The sequence below is a fragment of the Pseudomonas sp. Pseusp9 genome, assembly GCF_059491265.1.
This window is the reverse complement of the sequence record NZ_CP168500.1, coordinates 2,436,295-2,449,509: the sequence shown is the minus strand read 5'-3', so window position 1 is coordinate 2,449,509 and position 13,215 is coordinate 2,436,295. Positions and strand designations below refer to the sequence as shown.

The following is a 13,215-nucleotide window of genomic DNA, read 5'->3' as shown; positions in this document are numbered from 1 at the left end:
ATTTCGCAGAGGGCGTGGTTTAGAAATGGATGACGCTGCGGATGCTCTTACCTTCGTGCATGAGGTCAAACGCCTTATTGATATCTTCCAGGCCCATGGTATGAGTGATGAAAGTATCCAGCGGGATCTCCCCTCGCTCAGCCATATCCACATAGCTCGGCAACTCGGTCCGGCCACGCACGCCGCCGAAGGCTGACCCGCGCCAGACACGACCGGTCACCAGTTGGAATGGACGGGTCGTGATTTCCTGGCCGGCAGCGGCAACACCGATGATCACTGACTCGCCCCACCCCTTGTGGCAGGACTCCAACGCTGCGCGCATCAACTGCACATTGCCTATGCACTCGAAGGAGAAGTCCACACCACCCTCGGTAAGGTCGACAATCACGTCCTGGATTGGACAGGCATAGTCTTTCGGGTTGAGGCAATCGGTAGCGCCCAGCTGGCGAGCAATCTCGAATTTGGCCGGGTTTATGTCGATGGCCACAATGCGGCCCGCCTTCGCCTTGACCGCACCGATGATCGCCGACAAGCCGATCCCGCCGAGGCCGAAGACAGCTACGGTATTGCCGGGCTGGACCTTGGCAGTGTTGATCACAGCCCCAATGCCAGTGGTCACGCCACAGCCGAGCAGGCAGACCTTCTCCAGTGGAGCCGCAGCAGGAATCTTCGCCAGAGATATTTCCGGAAGCACGGTGTACTCGGAGAACGTAGAGGTTCCCATGTAGTGGAAAAGCGGACGTCCCTGATAGGTGAATCGTGAAGTACCGTCAGGCATAACGCCTTTGCCCTGGGTTGCGCGGATCGCCTGACAAAGGTTTGTTTTGCCCGAACGGCAAAACTTGCATTGCCCGCACTCAGGGGTGTACAGCGGTATGACATGGTCTCCGACCATCAAAGAAGTCACGCCCTCGCCGACAGCTTCGACGACACCGGCGCCCTCATGGCCGAGAATGCTAGGAAAAATTCCTTCCGGATCCGCACCGGACAATGTGTAAGCATCGGTATGGCAGACGCCGCTCGCAACAATGCGCACCAGCACTTCCCCGGCCTTGGGTAGCGCCACATCGACGTCGACAATCTGCAGGGGCTGGCGCGGCGCAAAGGCGACGGCAGCACGGGATTTGATCATGCGCAATACTCCAGACCGACCCCGCATCAACTTGCGTTACGCGGGTCAGTCACAGGCACTTATTGAAGGTTGATAACTCGGTTAACGGTGGCGAGTACTTCCCCAGAACGTACCTGCTCGGTTACCGCGACAATGTCTGGGTAAAAAGCACGGTCGTGCTCGACCGTTGGCACTCGGCTACGCACCAGATCGTAGAGTGCACGAGTAGCACTGGAGGCTTTGGCCACCTCATGGAAATCCAGGGCCTGACAACCCACCATGATTTCGATCGCCAGTACCGATTCCAGCTTGCGCGAAACCTGGTATGCCTTGATCGCGGCATTGAAAGCAAAGCTCACCGGGTCTTCCTGATTGCCGCAGGTCGAAACGCTATCGACTGTCGACGGATGAGAAAGCACCTTCATTTCTCCGAGAAGTCCGGCTGCCGTGTACTGGACGATCATGTAGCCGTTGTTGAGCCCAGGATTGCGCACCAGGAATGCCGGCATTTCACTGAAGTGCGAGTTGACCATGCGGTCGGTTCGGCGCTCAGAGATTTTGGCCAGGTTGGTCAGAGCGTTGCACAGCGTGTCCGCCGCGATGCCAATGTATGAGCCATCGAAGTTCGCACCGGAGATAGCGATTCCATCGTCATCACTGGTGGGGAAGATCACCGGGTTATCGCCGGACGAACCGATCTCGTTGGCGATACATGCCTGGGCATATTCAATGAATTTCTTCGAGGCGCCGTGAACCTGAGGGATGGCACGCAGGCTATAAACGTCCTGAAGGCGATAGTCGATATTCTCTTGGATCAGTTGGCTGTCGCCAAGTATGCGTTTGATGAAGCGTGCGGTCTCTGCCTGCTCGGTATGAGCCTTGACCGAGTGATAGCGCTCATCGAACGCACGGATCGTACCCTTCAAGGCCTCAAGTGACAGTGCGGAGGCCACATCCGCCACGCGCGAGGCTTCGATGGCGTTGTACAGCGCCAGGGTCGCAATCGCGGTAACCGAGGTGGTGCCATTGAGCATGGCCAACCCCTCCTTGCATTGCAGCGATATGGGCTGCAACCCAACCTGACGCAGCGCCGTCGCGCCATCTACCCAATCGCTACCCGCGATACTGGCCTTGCCTTCACCAATCAGCACCAGTGCCAAGTGCCCTTCCGGCCCCAGATAGCCGACTGATCCTTCTCCGGGAGCAAAGGGCACCACATCGTTGTTGAGCAAGCTGGCGATGAGCTCCAACAGCTCCATACGAACACCCGAATAGCCCTTGCCAAGGCTGATCAGAATCATCAACTGGACGGCGCGAACCTGTTCGCGATTCAGTGGCTCGCCAATGGAAACTGCGTGCGAGCGTACGATATTGACCTGTAGCGTTTGTGCGTCTTCTGGTGAAATCACGTGACGGACGTTGTCACCAAAACCGGTCGTCACGCCATAGACCAGACGATTTTCATCGAGGAATCGCTCGATGAGCTTTCGCGACCGAGAAACCCGGTCGCGGTATTTTTGCGAAAAAGAAACCTTCGCTGAATAACGTGCGATGGCTACGAACTGATCGATGGTGGGCTCGACGTCGCCCAGCACCACATTGGAAATTTCTTCAGGGTGAACACGCATTGCTTTGCTTCCTCTGCTCAATAGCCTTTTTCAGGGCGTAGAAAGCCTGTCCCGTAAATGAACAGGCGAAAAAAAGTTGAAGAATTACGCGGTTATCAGACGCTTCACGCCTGGCTCAGGATGAACTTCCTGAATCGTTCGCAGCTCTGCTCCCGGAACATTTCGTCGGGTGTGCCCTGGGCTTCAATCAACCCTTGATTCATGAACACCACACGATTGGAGACATTGCGCGCAAAACCCATTTCATGAGTGACCACCAACATGGTTCGGCCCTCCTCGGCCAGCGCACGCATCACCTTCAACACCTCGCCGACCAGCTCCGGGTCAAGCGCCGAGGTAGGCTCATCGAACAAGATGACCTTCGGTCGCATCGCCAGCGCTCGAGCGATGGCGACACGCTGTTGCTGCCCCCCGGACAGGAAAGCGGGGTAGTGATCGCGCTTGTCGATCATCCCGACCTTTTCCAGCAGTTGTTCGGCCTCGTCGATGCATTCTGCCCGTGGTCGTTTCAGCACACGCATCGGCCCTTCAATAACGTTTTGCAGCACCGTCAAATGCGACCAGAGCCCAAAACTCTGAAACACCATGCCCAGCTCGGAACGTATGCGATCAATTTGTCGACGGTCGGCCGGGACCAGGAGTCCGTTGCGTTTGCGCTTGAAGGTCACCTGTTCTCCGGCTACACAGATCTCGCCTGAGTCCGGGGTTTCGAGCAGGTTGATACAACGCAGAAAAGTGCTCTTTCCTGAACCGCTGGCACCGAGGATAGACACCACGTCACCTTCGTGGGCATCCAGTGAAATCCCTTTCAGGACCTCCAGGTTTGCGAACGACTTGCGCAGTTGTTTTATCTGCAGAACCGGATCATTTCCCGTAGCCATGCCACTACCCTCTTCGCGTGCTGAGTGCATATTTTTTTATTGTCGGGCGCCCGCCTGCCGGCGGCCTGGGGGATAACTTCCATTCAACCAGAGCCAATGTGCGAACGATGAGGAAGTTCAACAACAGATAGATCAGTGCGGCACAGAGAAAAACTTCCATCGTCCGGTACGTCTCGGAGATGATTCGTTGCGCCACACCAGAGACTTCGTAAACCGTCACCAGGCTCGCCAGTGACGTGGCTTTCATCATCAGAATGACCTCTGTCGAATAGGCCGGCAGACAACTGCGCAATGCGACAGGGATGATGATGCGCCGGGCCAACAGCCCACGGGACATGCCTACAGCCCGACCGGCTTCGATCTGCTGTACTGGCACCGTCAGCAGGCCACCGCGGAAAATTTCCGCCATATACCCGGCGGTACACATTGCCAAACCGATCACTGCGCAGGTGACCGGCTCGCGCAACATGGGCCAGAACAGACTCTGTCGCACAGCCTGAAACTGGCTGAGGCCGTAATACAACAGGAACATCTGAATCAACAGCGGAGAGCCGCGAAACAGAAAAATGTAGCCCCGTGCCAACTGACGAAGTACTGCGATATCACACACTCGCATCCACACCACCAGCATGGCCAGCAGCGTCCCGATGCTGACCGAAGTGGCGAACAGCAGCAGCGTCATAGGCAGCGCCTGCAGCAGTTGCAACATCGTGCCGGCTAAAAAATGCATATCTATCAACATGGTTAGCTCCTGGGTTTCGGCATTGCCGATCAGCTACGGCGCAAGGTTCGACCGACGCGCCGCTCGGCTCCGGAAAAGACCTGGCCGGAAAGCCCGGTCAGCACAAGGTAAAGTGCGCACCCCGTGAGAAAGAACAGCACATACTGGCTGGTGGACGCCGCGGCCACGCGGCTGGCACGCATCAACTCGACCAACCCGGTGACGGAGATCAACGCCGAGTCTTTCAAGCTGATTTGCCAGACACCGCCGAGGCCCGGCAGAGCGAAACGCAGAACCTGCGGAACTATGACCCGTCGCAGTCGCATGAAAACCGGCATGCCAATGGCCTTGGCCGCCTCCAGCTCGCTACGCGATACCGCCTGGAAAGCACCTCGATAAACCTCGGCCTGATAGGCCCCCGAAACCACTCCAAGGGCAAGTGCGCCGACGAGAAACGCCGGTATGCCGATGAAACCCTCTGCGCCGAACAGCCTGCCGACGCTACTTACGAGGGCCGAGCCGCCATAGAAAAACAAATAGATGACCAGCAATTCCGGTACGCCACGGAACACGGTGGTGTAAAGGTCACCAAGCATTCGCAAGACCAGGCTTTCATGCAGTTTCGCCGCTGCAACGAGCGTTCCGAGAACTGCGCCGACCAGGAGGGCAGCAAGTGTCACCAGCAGCGTCATCAGGGCGGCCATTAGCATGACCCCACCCCAACCCGACGCGCCAAAACCCAATAAATTAATCACGAGTACACCTACTGATAACCGAGGCAGGAAGACGGCTCGTAAAGCACGGCCGAATCTGAAGCGCGATTCCATCTATCCATCGCCACTACGCCAAACAACTGCGCCGATGGATCAGCCTGTCAGCGGCTGGGCGGTGTGAAGTCGTGCTTGAACCATTTCTGACTCAGCCGGTTGATCGTTCCATCGTCGATCAGCGAGGCGATGGCTTTATCGAGCTTGGCCTTGAGCTCCGGTTCGCCCTTGCGAATGCCAAAAGCTTCACCTTCGCCCCAGATCGGCCCATTGATCGCAGGTCCAATCAGCACTACGCCACTGCTGGAAGGAAGTGCCATTTCCCCGGCGAGAAAGCCCATGTCCTCGAAGACCACATCCACACGCCCACTCTTCAGATCCATGAGCGGCTCCGGCGGTGTCTTGTACTCACGGACGGTGGCCACGGCATCGAACTGATCATGGATAAACCTGGTGTACACCGTACCGGAGACAATGCCTATGACCTTCCCCTTCAACTTGGAACGCAGGTCTTCGACGGCAGGGGCATCCTGTTGCGGGTTACCGCTCAAGTGCAGTGTGCCGCGATGCAGGTCTATATTGCTGGAGTCCAATGCAATGAACGTGGCCGGGGCCTTGGTATAGGGTCGGGAAAAATCGATGATTTGTTTGCGTGTTTCGCTGATGGCCAGTGCGTCCATCACCACGTCGAATTTGCCGGCCTTCAGACCTGGAATCAACCCGTCCCAATCCTGCGCAACGAGCGTGCAATGGGCCTGCATGCGATCGCAAAGCACTTTGGCCATTTCGGGCTCAAAGCCGTCGAAACTGCCGTCCGGCAACGTCTTGTTCCAGGGCTCGTACACCCCTTCCGTGGCGATCAGAATGTTGCTCCATTGCTTGGCTTGAGCCGCCATGGAGTAACCTGAGCACAGCATCAACAACAGCGAGGAGACGGCGAATACGGTTTTCTTGTTTTTCATTTTTATTCTCCGATGCAAAAATTCTGAAGGTCTCTCATTCGTTTTACGGCTACTCACCGTTCATGGAATATCTTTGATGGGATGACTTTCTACTTCGGCCCTTCACTGCTTCATACCGCCCAGGGCTAACACCACCGATGACGTCGGTCGGGCACAACAAAGCAATACCTGGCCAGCATCGGGCGCTATCAAAGGATCTTCGATGTATTCAACGCTGCCGCTCAGGAGGGGAGTCAGGCAGGTATTGCACAACCCGGCACGGCAGCTGAACGCAGGCGATAATCCGGCCTGTTCTGCCAGCTCCAGCAATGTATGACAGCCTTTGTCCCACACAACGGGTAGACCTGACGGTTCAAAGCGCACACTCATTTCTGTATCGAACGCCTGCTTCATGCCAGCCGGCGGTGATGCCGGCACGGGTACCGACTCGTCTTCATCCAGGATCGTCGCCGGGCCGAAGAACTCGTAACGGATGCGTGTCTTCTCGACACCCAGCCCCCGCAGCAAACGCCAATTGGCCTGCATAAACGGACGAGGTCCGCACAGATACACATCGTAATCGTCGAGCGGCAGCAGCGCCTGCAATGTCTCGCGGTTGACGAGTCCGCTGCTGTGATGGCGACGATTTTCAACGTCATCAACGGTCGGCGTTCGATAGCAGAAATGCACATGGATGTTTGAGCGTTTGGCCGCCAGCGCCAGCACCTCCTCGCGCAAGGCATGCACATCACCGTTTTCGCAGGCGTGAATGAAGTACACGGTTCGATTGGAGCGTGTTGTCAGGCGATGCAGCATGCTTACCATCGGTGTCAATCCAACGCCACCGCTGAACAGCACCACCGGGTGCCCACTGCTTTCGTCAAGGACGAACTCACCGGAGGGACCGGCAATGTCCAACTGTTCGCCGACATCCAACGACTCATGCAAGAAACTTGATCCAACGCCTGCCGGTACATCGGGCAGGTGTGCTGGAGCGGTTTCATGTTTGACCGAAATACGAACCTGGGAATGATCGTCCGGGTCACTGGACAAGCTATAGGTCCGCAGCACCTGCGCCCCGTCCGCTAGAGGAATGCGTACAACGATAAACTGGCCGGGACGGAACGCCATGCCGGTGTCGTTTATTGCCGGTCTGAGCACGAACGATGTTATCGACGTGCTCTCGCGAACTTTTTCTGTCACGAAAAAGCGCGTAAAACCCTTCGAGACGCCAACGGACTCAAGCATGGACTTCAGCCTCGCTCAACGGTATCAAGCCAACGGGGTCTTGTTCGGCCTGTATTAGCGCCTCCATGCCGCGGCGGAAACGCAACGGACCGGAGTCTATGGCAAGGTCGATGTTGGGCGTTGTGCGTCTTTTCATGCCGGCGTGCACCGCGGTGAGGATCACCCGGTCCTCTTCGAAAGCACGACGCACATCGCTGGCAAACTGCCGGGACACGCCCTCATCGTCAGCATCGAAGTTGCGCAACTGGAACCAGTAGTAGCGGGTCCGATTCTCGTCTACCGGCGTCATGAAGTTATAGGAGTCCATCAGGAATGCCTTTTCATGCACCGGGCCGTTTTCACTAGCCGTACCCGCCGGCGTTAGCACACCTTTGATGATGGCGTGAGCCGGATAACGCACTTCGTAGTATTGCAGACGGTCGCAGCGTCCTTCGAACTTAAGGTACTTGGTATAGAAAGGCGCCACATCAACATCATGCAGCCAACGCGAGACCACCACGCCATCGTGATTGATCGTGGTTTGCAACGGCTGCGACTCACAGGCCGAATTACCAAAGGTGGATTGATGCACCCAGGCAACATGGGACGGATCAAGCAGGTTGTCTGTCATGAACAGGTAATTGCATTCGATGGTCATGGAGTCGCCACGGTTCAGACCCCATAGCGGGTCTTGCCATTCTGCGATATCGAGAATTTTCGAACGGTCAGCTCGTGCGGGATTGCCCATCCACACCCAAACCAGGCCATAGCGTTCTTCCACCGGGTAACTACGCACATGAGCGGCCTGCGGCACACGCGATACACAGGCTGCTTTTACACAAGTCCCTGATCCGTCAAAGGTCAGGCCGTGGTAGCCACACTCGACCACATCACCCAACAGACGTCCCATCGACAACGGCAGTTTGCGGTGCGGACAGGCGTCCTCCAGTGCTACAACAACGCCGTCCGCCTTGCGGTACAAGACAATGGATTCGCCAAGGAGAGTGGTGGCATGCAAGGCATGCTCTACTTCCGTATCCCACGCAGCTACATACCAGGCGTTTTTCAAGAACATGGCTCGAAGCTCCTCTTGTTATGCACATCCAGCTCTTGGTGGCTGGACTTGTTGAAGGAGATCGTAGAACTGCCGGACCGAAAAGAATAGATGGTGTTTTCTGTTGCATTTTATAGATTTTCTAAACTATAAAAGACCCTGAACTTCTCTTTATCGGGAGCAACCATGAGCTACCTTCCCCCCCTGCGCTCACTAGAGATGTTTGAAGCCGTGGGGATATGCGGCGGCATTTCTCAGGCAGCGAAACGGCTAGGCGTTTCCCCTGGCGCCGTTAGTCAACAGATGAAATTGCTAGAGGAAGCGGTCGGCCAAAGTCTTACGGTCAAAGACGGACAGCGACTGCGCTTGAACGCTGCCGGGCAACGTTTTCATGAAGGTTGCAGCGAAGCTTTCGAACGGCTTCGGGCAGCAACCGCTGAGCTTGAGCGTTCAAAAAACGCCAACAACTTGTTTATCAGTGCTTTGCCATCTCTGCTGTCCAAATGGCTGGCTCCCCTTGTCGCCGGGTGGCAATCCGAATACCCCGGCCTGAGCGTTTATCTGGATGGCACGCATACAGAGCCGTCGAAGGCAGATGCCAACGGCATCGACTTTAGAGTTAGCTATGGCGAGGGAATGCAAGACAACAACCACACCATGGAGCTGTTCCGCGATTGCGTGATACCGGCTTGCAGTCCGGCATTGCTTGCTAACCCCAGGGCTCAAATTGATGTGGGTGAGCTACTGAACTATCCGCTACTGACCATCGACTGGCGGCCCAAATTCGAATCACCGCCTTCATGGCCAGAGTGGTCAGCACACCACGGCGTGTCCGGTGTGACCATCAATAACAGCCGAATTTTTTCCCTTTCGAGCATGGCCATTCAAGCGGCGATCGAAGGCCAGGGTATGGTACTGGCGCAGTACTCCATGATTAAGGATGACGTTGACAACGGTCGGTTGCTCCTCCCCTGCCGGCGAGCCATGCCCCTACCGTCCTCATACCATTTGAGCTGGAATCACAGTACTTTTCATAAGCCCCAGTGCCGCGCATTTCACCGCTGGATAATCGCTCGCGGGCGGGAGCAACAACACCTCTCTGATCAGTTGATTTCCGATAACTGATGCAGGTGGCTTCACGACTTCAGACAGCCAGTCAACCTTGATCAAGGTTCTTAAGCAGCGGTTATCGATCAACAATGGAGCCCGCGAGTTGTCACCGAGATGGACGGACTATCTATAAAGGGTCGGTTGCTGCCCTTGCCGACAGGCAGAAACCGGCCAAAAACTACCTTTCAGTCGCAGAGATAAAGCAGAGCCCCTCTTGTGGAGAGTGCACCGACAGCAAGGCGCCCGATAAAGCGCCTCGATCAGGCATGGCTACTAACGCCGTGGAACGCGTAGCGTCCGCCCGCTGTAAAGAGCCCCCATGACAATTTCAGTCATGGGCGCTGGAAAAACCACTCAATCAATTCGTAGTGGAAATGCTCCGGGTCAAGCCGATCAGTACCGATAGGTTGCCTGCACTGAAACTCCATTCGCACTATTGTCGTATTTGGCACTGTATTCTGGTTGAAGACCGGAGTTGTTCGACTGTTTCACCGAGACTTTGGAATCCCAGAGATAACCATAAGCAAAGTCGATCGTCAGATCGGAACTCGGCGAATAAGCGCCACCCACGGTCACCGCCTGGCGATTCCCGACCGGAACGCGCACGCTGCGATCGGCATTGCCGATTGGCGACGGATCATAGGCGTAGCCTGCGCGCAGCAGCCATTGTTGGTTCAATTGAAAGGATGCGCCAACGGCGGTGGTCCAAGTGTCATGCCAGTTCATTTCTTCGGTCACACTTCCCAGTCCAGCTGCCTGGCCCAAGGGGGAAAGTCCGCTGTTGACTGCCTCGACCTTCTTGATCCGGCTCCAACGCTTCCAGGTAGTCCCCAGGTATCCCGTCCAGCGACTATTGAAATGATGGGTGATAGAGGTGTCGACGGATTCGGGCATAGTGAGATCTATCTTGTTGTCATACTTTCCATCCAGCGGGATAACGCTCGGGGAGCCGGAAACCTCGGTATGCCCTTCAAGCTCATAGTCCACCTTCGAGTGATAGTTGATCCCCCAACGGGTGGCCTCGGTAATGTCGAACAGGATGCCGATGTTGTAGCCAAGTGCGGTGTCATCGCCTTTGATCGTGACCAGCGTGTCTTCTCCGTTGTTCAGGGCGCCGGTGGCCAGGTAGTTCTGAAGCTTTGCATCGAAGTGGTTTATGGTCGGTCCGCCACCAATGGACACGTAATCATTGATCCGCCAGGCAATGGTGGGCTGGAGGGTTATTTCCTTGGTCGTGCTATAGGAACCATGGTAACGGCCCTGAAAACTGCTCTCGTAATCATTGATCAGGCCACTCGGGGCATACAGACCCAGACCAATCGAAAAACGATCGTCAAGCGGCGTCGACATATAGGCAAAGGGCACAACCCCCAAAGGGACCGAGTCCCCTTTATTCGTTCCCGGGGCACTGCCCTGCGCATCACTGATGTCAACGTTCACCGAGACGACCGCGGCTCCGCCGGAAATCTCGGTACGTTTCAATTTGGTCAAACCTGCAGGATTTCCAAAGATAGTGCTGGCGTCCAGCGCCGAAGACGACCGTCCCGCATAAGCAGTACCTGCACTACTTGCACTTTGCTCGTTCAAGGCAATGCCATTGGCGCCCGCGCTTGTTGAAACGCTGAGTATTGCCGCGGCACCTGTGAATTTGATCCAGGAAGACATTTCTTGCACAGCTGAGAGACACGGGGTTGTGCGCTTGCTCAGTTTCATTTCCCACCTCGTATTGTTTTTATTGATTGGTGCGCGGGCAAAGCTTCGCCTTCCGGTGCACTTGGCAGTGCCGGTTGGCGTTGATCGAAGTTGTGAAAAAGGCCCTGGCTGATTAGTACCAGGGTCGGCGTGCCGAATTTACGAAGACAACGTCAGGATCATTCAAGCCACTCCACCTGAAAGCTGTAGCGACCTAGAAGAAGGGCCAGGGACTCTTGTTCTCGCCCGGCCCGGATGCGCGCGACCAATCCACGTTGTTCATGCTGAATTACCTCGACCGCAATGTCCTTCAGGCACATGCGCTGCACTTCCTGGCGAATGACTCGGGCGACCTCGCGCTGCTGCAAGGCGGGTTTGAAGATCTTGCCCACCGCCGTCAATGGCAGTGCTTCGAGGATTTCGATCCGCTTTGGAACAGCCGCTCGCTCGCTGATGTGGCGCTGGGCAAACTGTTCAAGTTCTTCAACGTTGCAGATGTGACCTGGTCGCAGTTGCACATAGGCGACCGGCACTTCACCCGAATAGGCGTCCGGGCTGCCAATCGCAGCCGCCAACGCCACCGCTGGATGGGCTTGCAGAACCTCCTCGATTTGCTTGGGATCGATATTGTGGCCGCCGCGGATGATCAGTTCCTTTTTGCGCCCGGTCAGCCAGAAGTAGCCATTTTCATCCTGACGCCCCAGATCGCCCGTGTTCAGCCAGCGCTGACCATTGATGTCGATCCACAGGCCGCGGTTATGGCTTTCTTCAACGTAACCCTCGAACAGGTTCGGACCCGTGAGGGTGATCAGGCCGACTTCGTCGATGTCGGCGTCACGCAGATAATCTCCCGCGTCGTCGAGCATGACTGCACGCATGTCCTGGTAGGCAATCCGTATACCGATGGAGCCGATATGGCGCTCACCATGGGGCGGATTGACCGAGGAGACGCACGCGCCTTCGGTGAGTCCATAGCCTTCGAGAATCTTTACCCCGGTCCGGCCTTCAAACTCCCGGAAAAGTTCGACCGGCATCGGCGCGGCACCACACATGGCATAACGCAGACTGGACAGGTCGCGGCCTTCCAGTTCGTTTTGCAACAGTGCGGAATAGACGGTTGGAACGCCGGAGAAAAAGTTGATGCCGAAGTGCTCGACCATCTCCCAGAAGCGTGGGATCACACCCTCACCGCGATACCCCTGCGGCGTGCCGAGGATGACATGATCACCCTGGGTCCAAGGCATCAGGCCTGTCACCAGCTGAGCATTTACATGGAACAGCGGCAACCCGCAAAAAATGACCTGACCACCCCCATGTGGTTGCATGTGCGTGGCCATGGCCCACGCGTTGAAGACCTCCGCCCCATGGGTACGCATCGCAATCTTGGGCAGCCCGGTGGTACCGCCGGTGCAGAAGTAAGAGGAACGATCCTCAGGGCGGAACAGTCGGGCACTCTTCAGGTGCGAGCCTGGCTGAGCATCCATCAACGTTCGTAATTCATGAATCGTGGTCCTCCTGTGCAACTCACGCTCTTTCTCTGCCAGGGATTCAAGCGATTCACGCTGAGTGACATCAACATAGGGGTCCATGCCCACCCATACGACGTGCTTGACCTGGGGAAGTTGATCCAGCTGCGAGGCCAGCTTGGACCACAGGTCGCTGCCCGGCGTCGGGGCGAGCGTGACCACCACGCTGGCCTTGGCGGCCCGTAGCAAGGACGCCATCTGTTTGGCCTCTTGCAGCGGATTGATCGCCATGACGACACCCGCCGCTTCACCCCCCCAGATGGTGAAGTGGGTTTCCGGCAGGTTGGGCAGGATGAAGGCCAGCACTTCACCCGGGGTAATGCCCAGGTCGTGGAAGGCATTCGCCGCGCGAGTGATATCTTCGACGAGTTCGGCATAGCTCCAGTGATGGGTGTTCCTGAAGCTGCTGGCGTCGGCGAAGAAGCTCAGAGCGGGCGCATTGGGAGAACGCCCGGCTGTACGCACCAGCGCTTCATAGGTGCTGCAAGCCAAGCCACGCTCGGATAACGGAGCCTGCTCGATACTTTCAATGTCGTTCAGAGATCGCACCATCATCT

At 56.5% G+C, this 13,215-nt stretch carries 11 protein-coding genes; 1 reads left to right on the top strand and 10 read right to left on the bottom strand.

What is annotated here, in order from left to right; all coding sequences use genetic code 11:
* Positions 1-19: 19 nt before the first annotated feature.
* The 8 genes from ACEN8E_RS11065 to ACEN8E_RS11030 form a co-directional block, all read right to left on the bottom strand.
* Positions 20-1,132 (bottom strand): S-(hydroxymethyl)glutathione dehydrogenase/class III alcohol dehydrogenase, encoded by a 1,113-nt coding sequence (locus tag ACEN8E_RS11065; protein ID WP_495592630.1) that lies wholly within the window; start codon positions 1,130-1,132, stop codon positions 20-22.
* Between the two features lie 59 nt (positions 1,133-1,191).
* Positions 1,192-2,739 (bottom strand): HAL/PAL/TAL family ammonia-lyase, encoded by a 1,548-nt coding sequence (locus tag ACEN8E_RS11060; protein WP_495592629.1) that lies wholly within the window; start codon positions 2,737-2,739, stop codon positions 1,192-1,194.
* Positions 2,740-2,843: 104 nt separating this feature from the next.
* Positions 2,844-3,620 (bottom strand): ABC transporter ATP-binding protein, encoded by a 777-nt coding sequence (locus tag ACEN8E_RS11055; RefSeq protein WP_495593304.1) that lies wholly within the window; start codon positions 3,618-3,620, stop codon positions 2,844-2,846.
* 4 nt (positions 3,621-3,624) lie between these two features.
* A complete protein-coding gene (locus tag ACEN8E_RS11050; RefSeq protein ID WP_495592628.1) occupies positions 3,625-4,362 on the bottom strand; it encodes an ABC transporter permease in 738 nt (245 codons plus the stop codon).
* A gap of 29 nt (positions 4,363-4,391) precedes the next feature.
* Positions 4,392-5,045: an ABC transporter permease gene (locus ACEN8E_RS11045; protein WP_495592627.1), complete on the bottom strand. Its 654-nt coding sequence runs from the start codon at positions 5,043-5,045 to the stop codon at positions 4,392-4,394.
* Between the two features lie 170 nt (positions 5,046-5,215).
* Entirely contained in the window at positions 5,216-6,070 is an 855-nt protein-coding gene (locus tag ACEN8E_RS11040) for a transporter substrate-binding domain-containing protein (protein WP_495592626.1), read from the bottom strand.
* Between the two features lie 102 nt (positions 6,071-6,172).
* Complete coding sequence (locus tag ACEN8E_RS11035) at positions 6,173-7,297, bottom strand: FAD-binding oxidoreductase (protein ID WP_495592625.1); 1,125 nt, start codon at positions 7,295-7,297, stop codon at positions 6,173-6,175.
* Positions 7,290-8,351 carry an aromatic ring-hydroxylating dioxygenase subunit alpha gene (locus ACEN8E_RS11030; protein WP_495592624.1) on the bottom strand — a complete coding sequence of 354 codons (1,062 nt, stop codon included), beginning with the start codon at positions 8,349-8,351 and terminating at the stop codon, positions 7,290-7,292. Before ACEN8E_RS11030 ends, ACEN8E_RS11035 begins: the two co-directional genes overlap by 8 nt.
* Positions 8,352-8,516: 165 nt before the next feature.
* On the opposite strand from ACEN8E_RS11030, the gene ACEN8E_RS11025 reads away from it, so the two are divergent.
* Positions 8,517-9,455 carry a LysR substrate-binding domain-containing protein gene (locus tag ACEN8E_RS11025; RefSeq protein WP_495592623.1) on the top strand — a complete coding sequence of 313 codons (939 nt, stop codon included), beginning with the start codon at positions 8,517-8,519 and terminating at the stop codon, positions 9,453-9,455.
* Positions 9,456-9,833: 378 nt separating this feature from the next.
* Here ACEN8E_RS11025 and ACEN8E_RS11020 read toward each other — a convergent pair whose 3' ends face one another.
* Positions 9,834-11,153, bottom strand: a complete 1,320-nt coding sequence (locus ACEN8E_RS11020) for an outer membrane protein transport protein (protein WP_495592622.1) — start codon at positions 11,151-11,153, stop codon at positions 9,834-9,836.
* Between the two features lie 158 nt (positions 11,154-11,311).
* A complete protein-coding gene (locus ACEN8E_RS11015; RefSeq protein ID WP_495592621.1) occupies positions 11,312-13,213 on the bottom strand; it encodes an acyl-CoA synthetase in 1,902 nt (633 codons plus the stop codon).
* Between the last annotated feature and the right edge of the window lie 2 nt (positions 13,214-13,215).

Excerpts from the sequence above, each read along its gene's own strand:
- ACEN8E_RS11025 (WP_495592623.1), top strand. The coding sequence starts at position 8,517 with ATGAGCTACCTTCCCCCCCTGCGCTCACTAGAGATGTTTGAAGCCGTG.
- ACEN8E_RS11065 (WP_495592630.1), bottom strand. The coding sequence starts at position 1,132 with ATGATCAAATCCCGTGCTGCCGTCGCCTTTGCGCCGCGCCAGCCCCTG.
- ACEN8E_RS11060 (WP_495592629.1), bottom strand. The coding sequence starts at position 2,739 with ATGCGTGTTCACCCTGAAGAAATTTCCAATGTGGTGCTGGGCGACGTC.
- ACEN8E_RS11030 (WP_495592624.1), bottom strand. The coding sequence starts at position 8,351 with ATGTTCTTGAAAAACGCCTGGTATGTAGCTGCGTGGGATACGGAAGTA.
- ACEN8E_RS11035 (WP_495592625.1), bottom strand. The coding sequence starts at position 7,297 with ATGCTTGAGTCCGTTGGCGTCTCGAAGGGTTTTACGCGCTTTTTCGTG.
- ACEN8E_RS11040 (WP_495592626.1), bottom strand. The coding sequence starts at position 6,070 with ATGAAAAACAAGAAAACCGTATTCGCCGTCTCCTCGCTGTTGTTGATG.
- ACEN8E_RS11055 (WP_495593304.1), bottom strand. The coding sequence starts at position 3,620 with ATGGCTACGGGAAATGATCCGGTTCTGCAGATAAAACAACTGCGCAAG.
- ACEN8E_RS11050 (WP_495592628.1), bottom strand. The coding sequence starts at position 4,362 with ATGTTGATAGATATGCATTTTTTAGCCGGCACGATGTTGCAACTGCTG.
- ACEN8E_RS11045 (WP_495592627.1), bottom strand. The coding sequence starts at position 5,045 with ATGGCCGCCCTGATGACGCTGCTGGTGACACTTGCTGCCCTCCTGGTC.
- ACEN8E_RS11015 (WP_495592621.1), bottom strand. The coding sequence starts at position 13,213 with ATGATGGTGCGATCTCTGAACGACATTGAAAGTATCGAGCAGGCTCCG.
- ACEN8E_RS11020 (WP_495592622.1), bottom strand. The coding sequence starts at position 11,153 with ATGAAACTGAGCAAGCGCACAACCCCGTGTCTCTCAGCTGTGCAAGAA.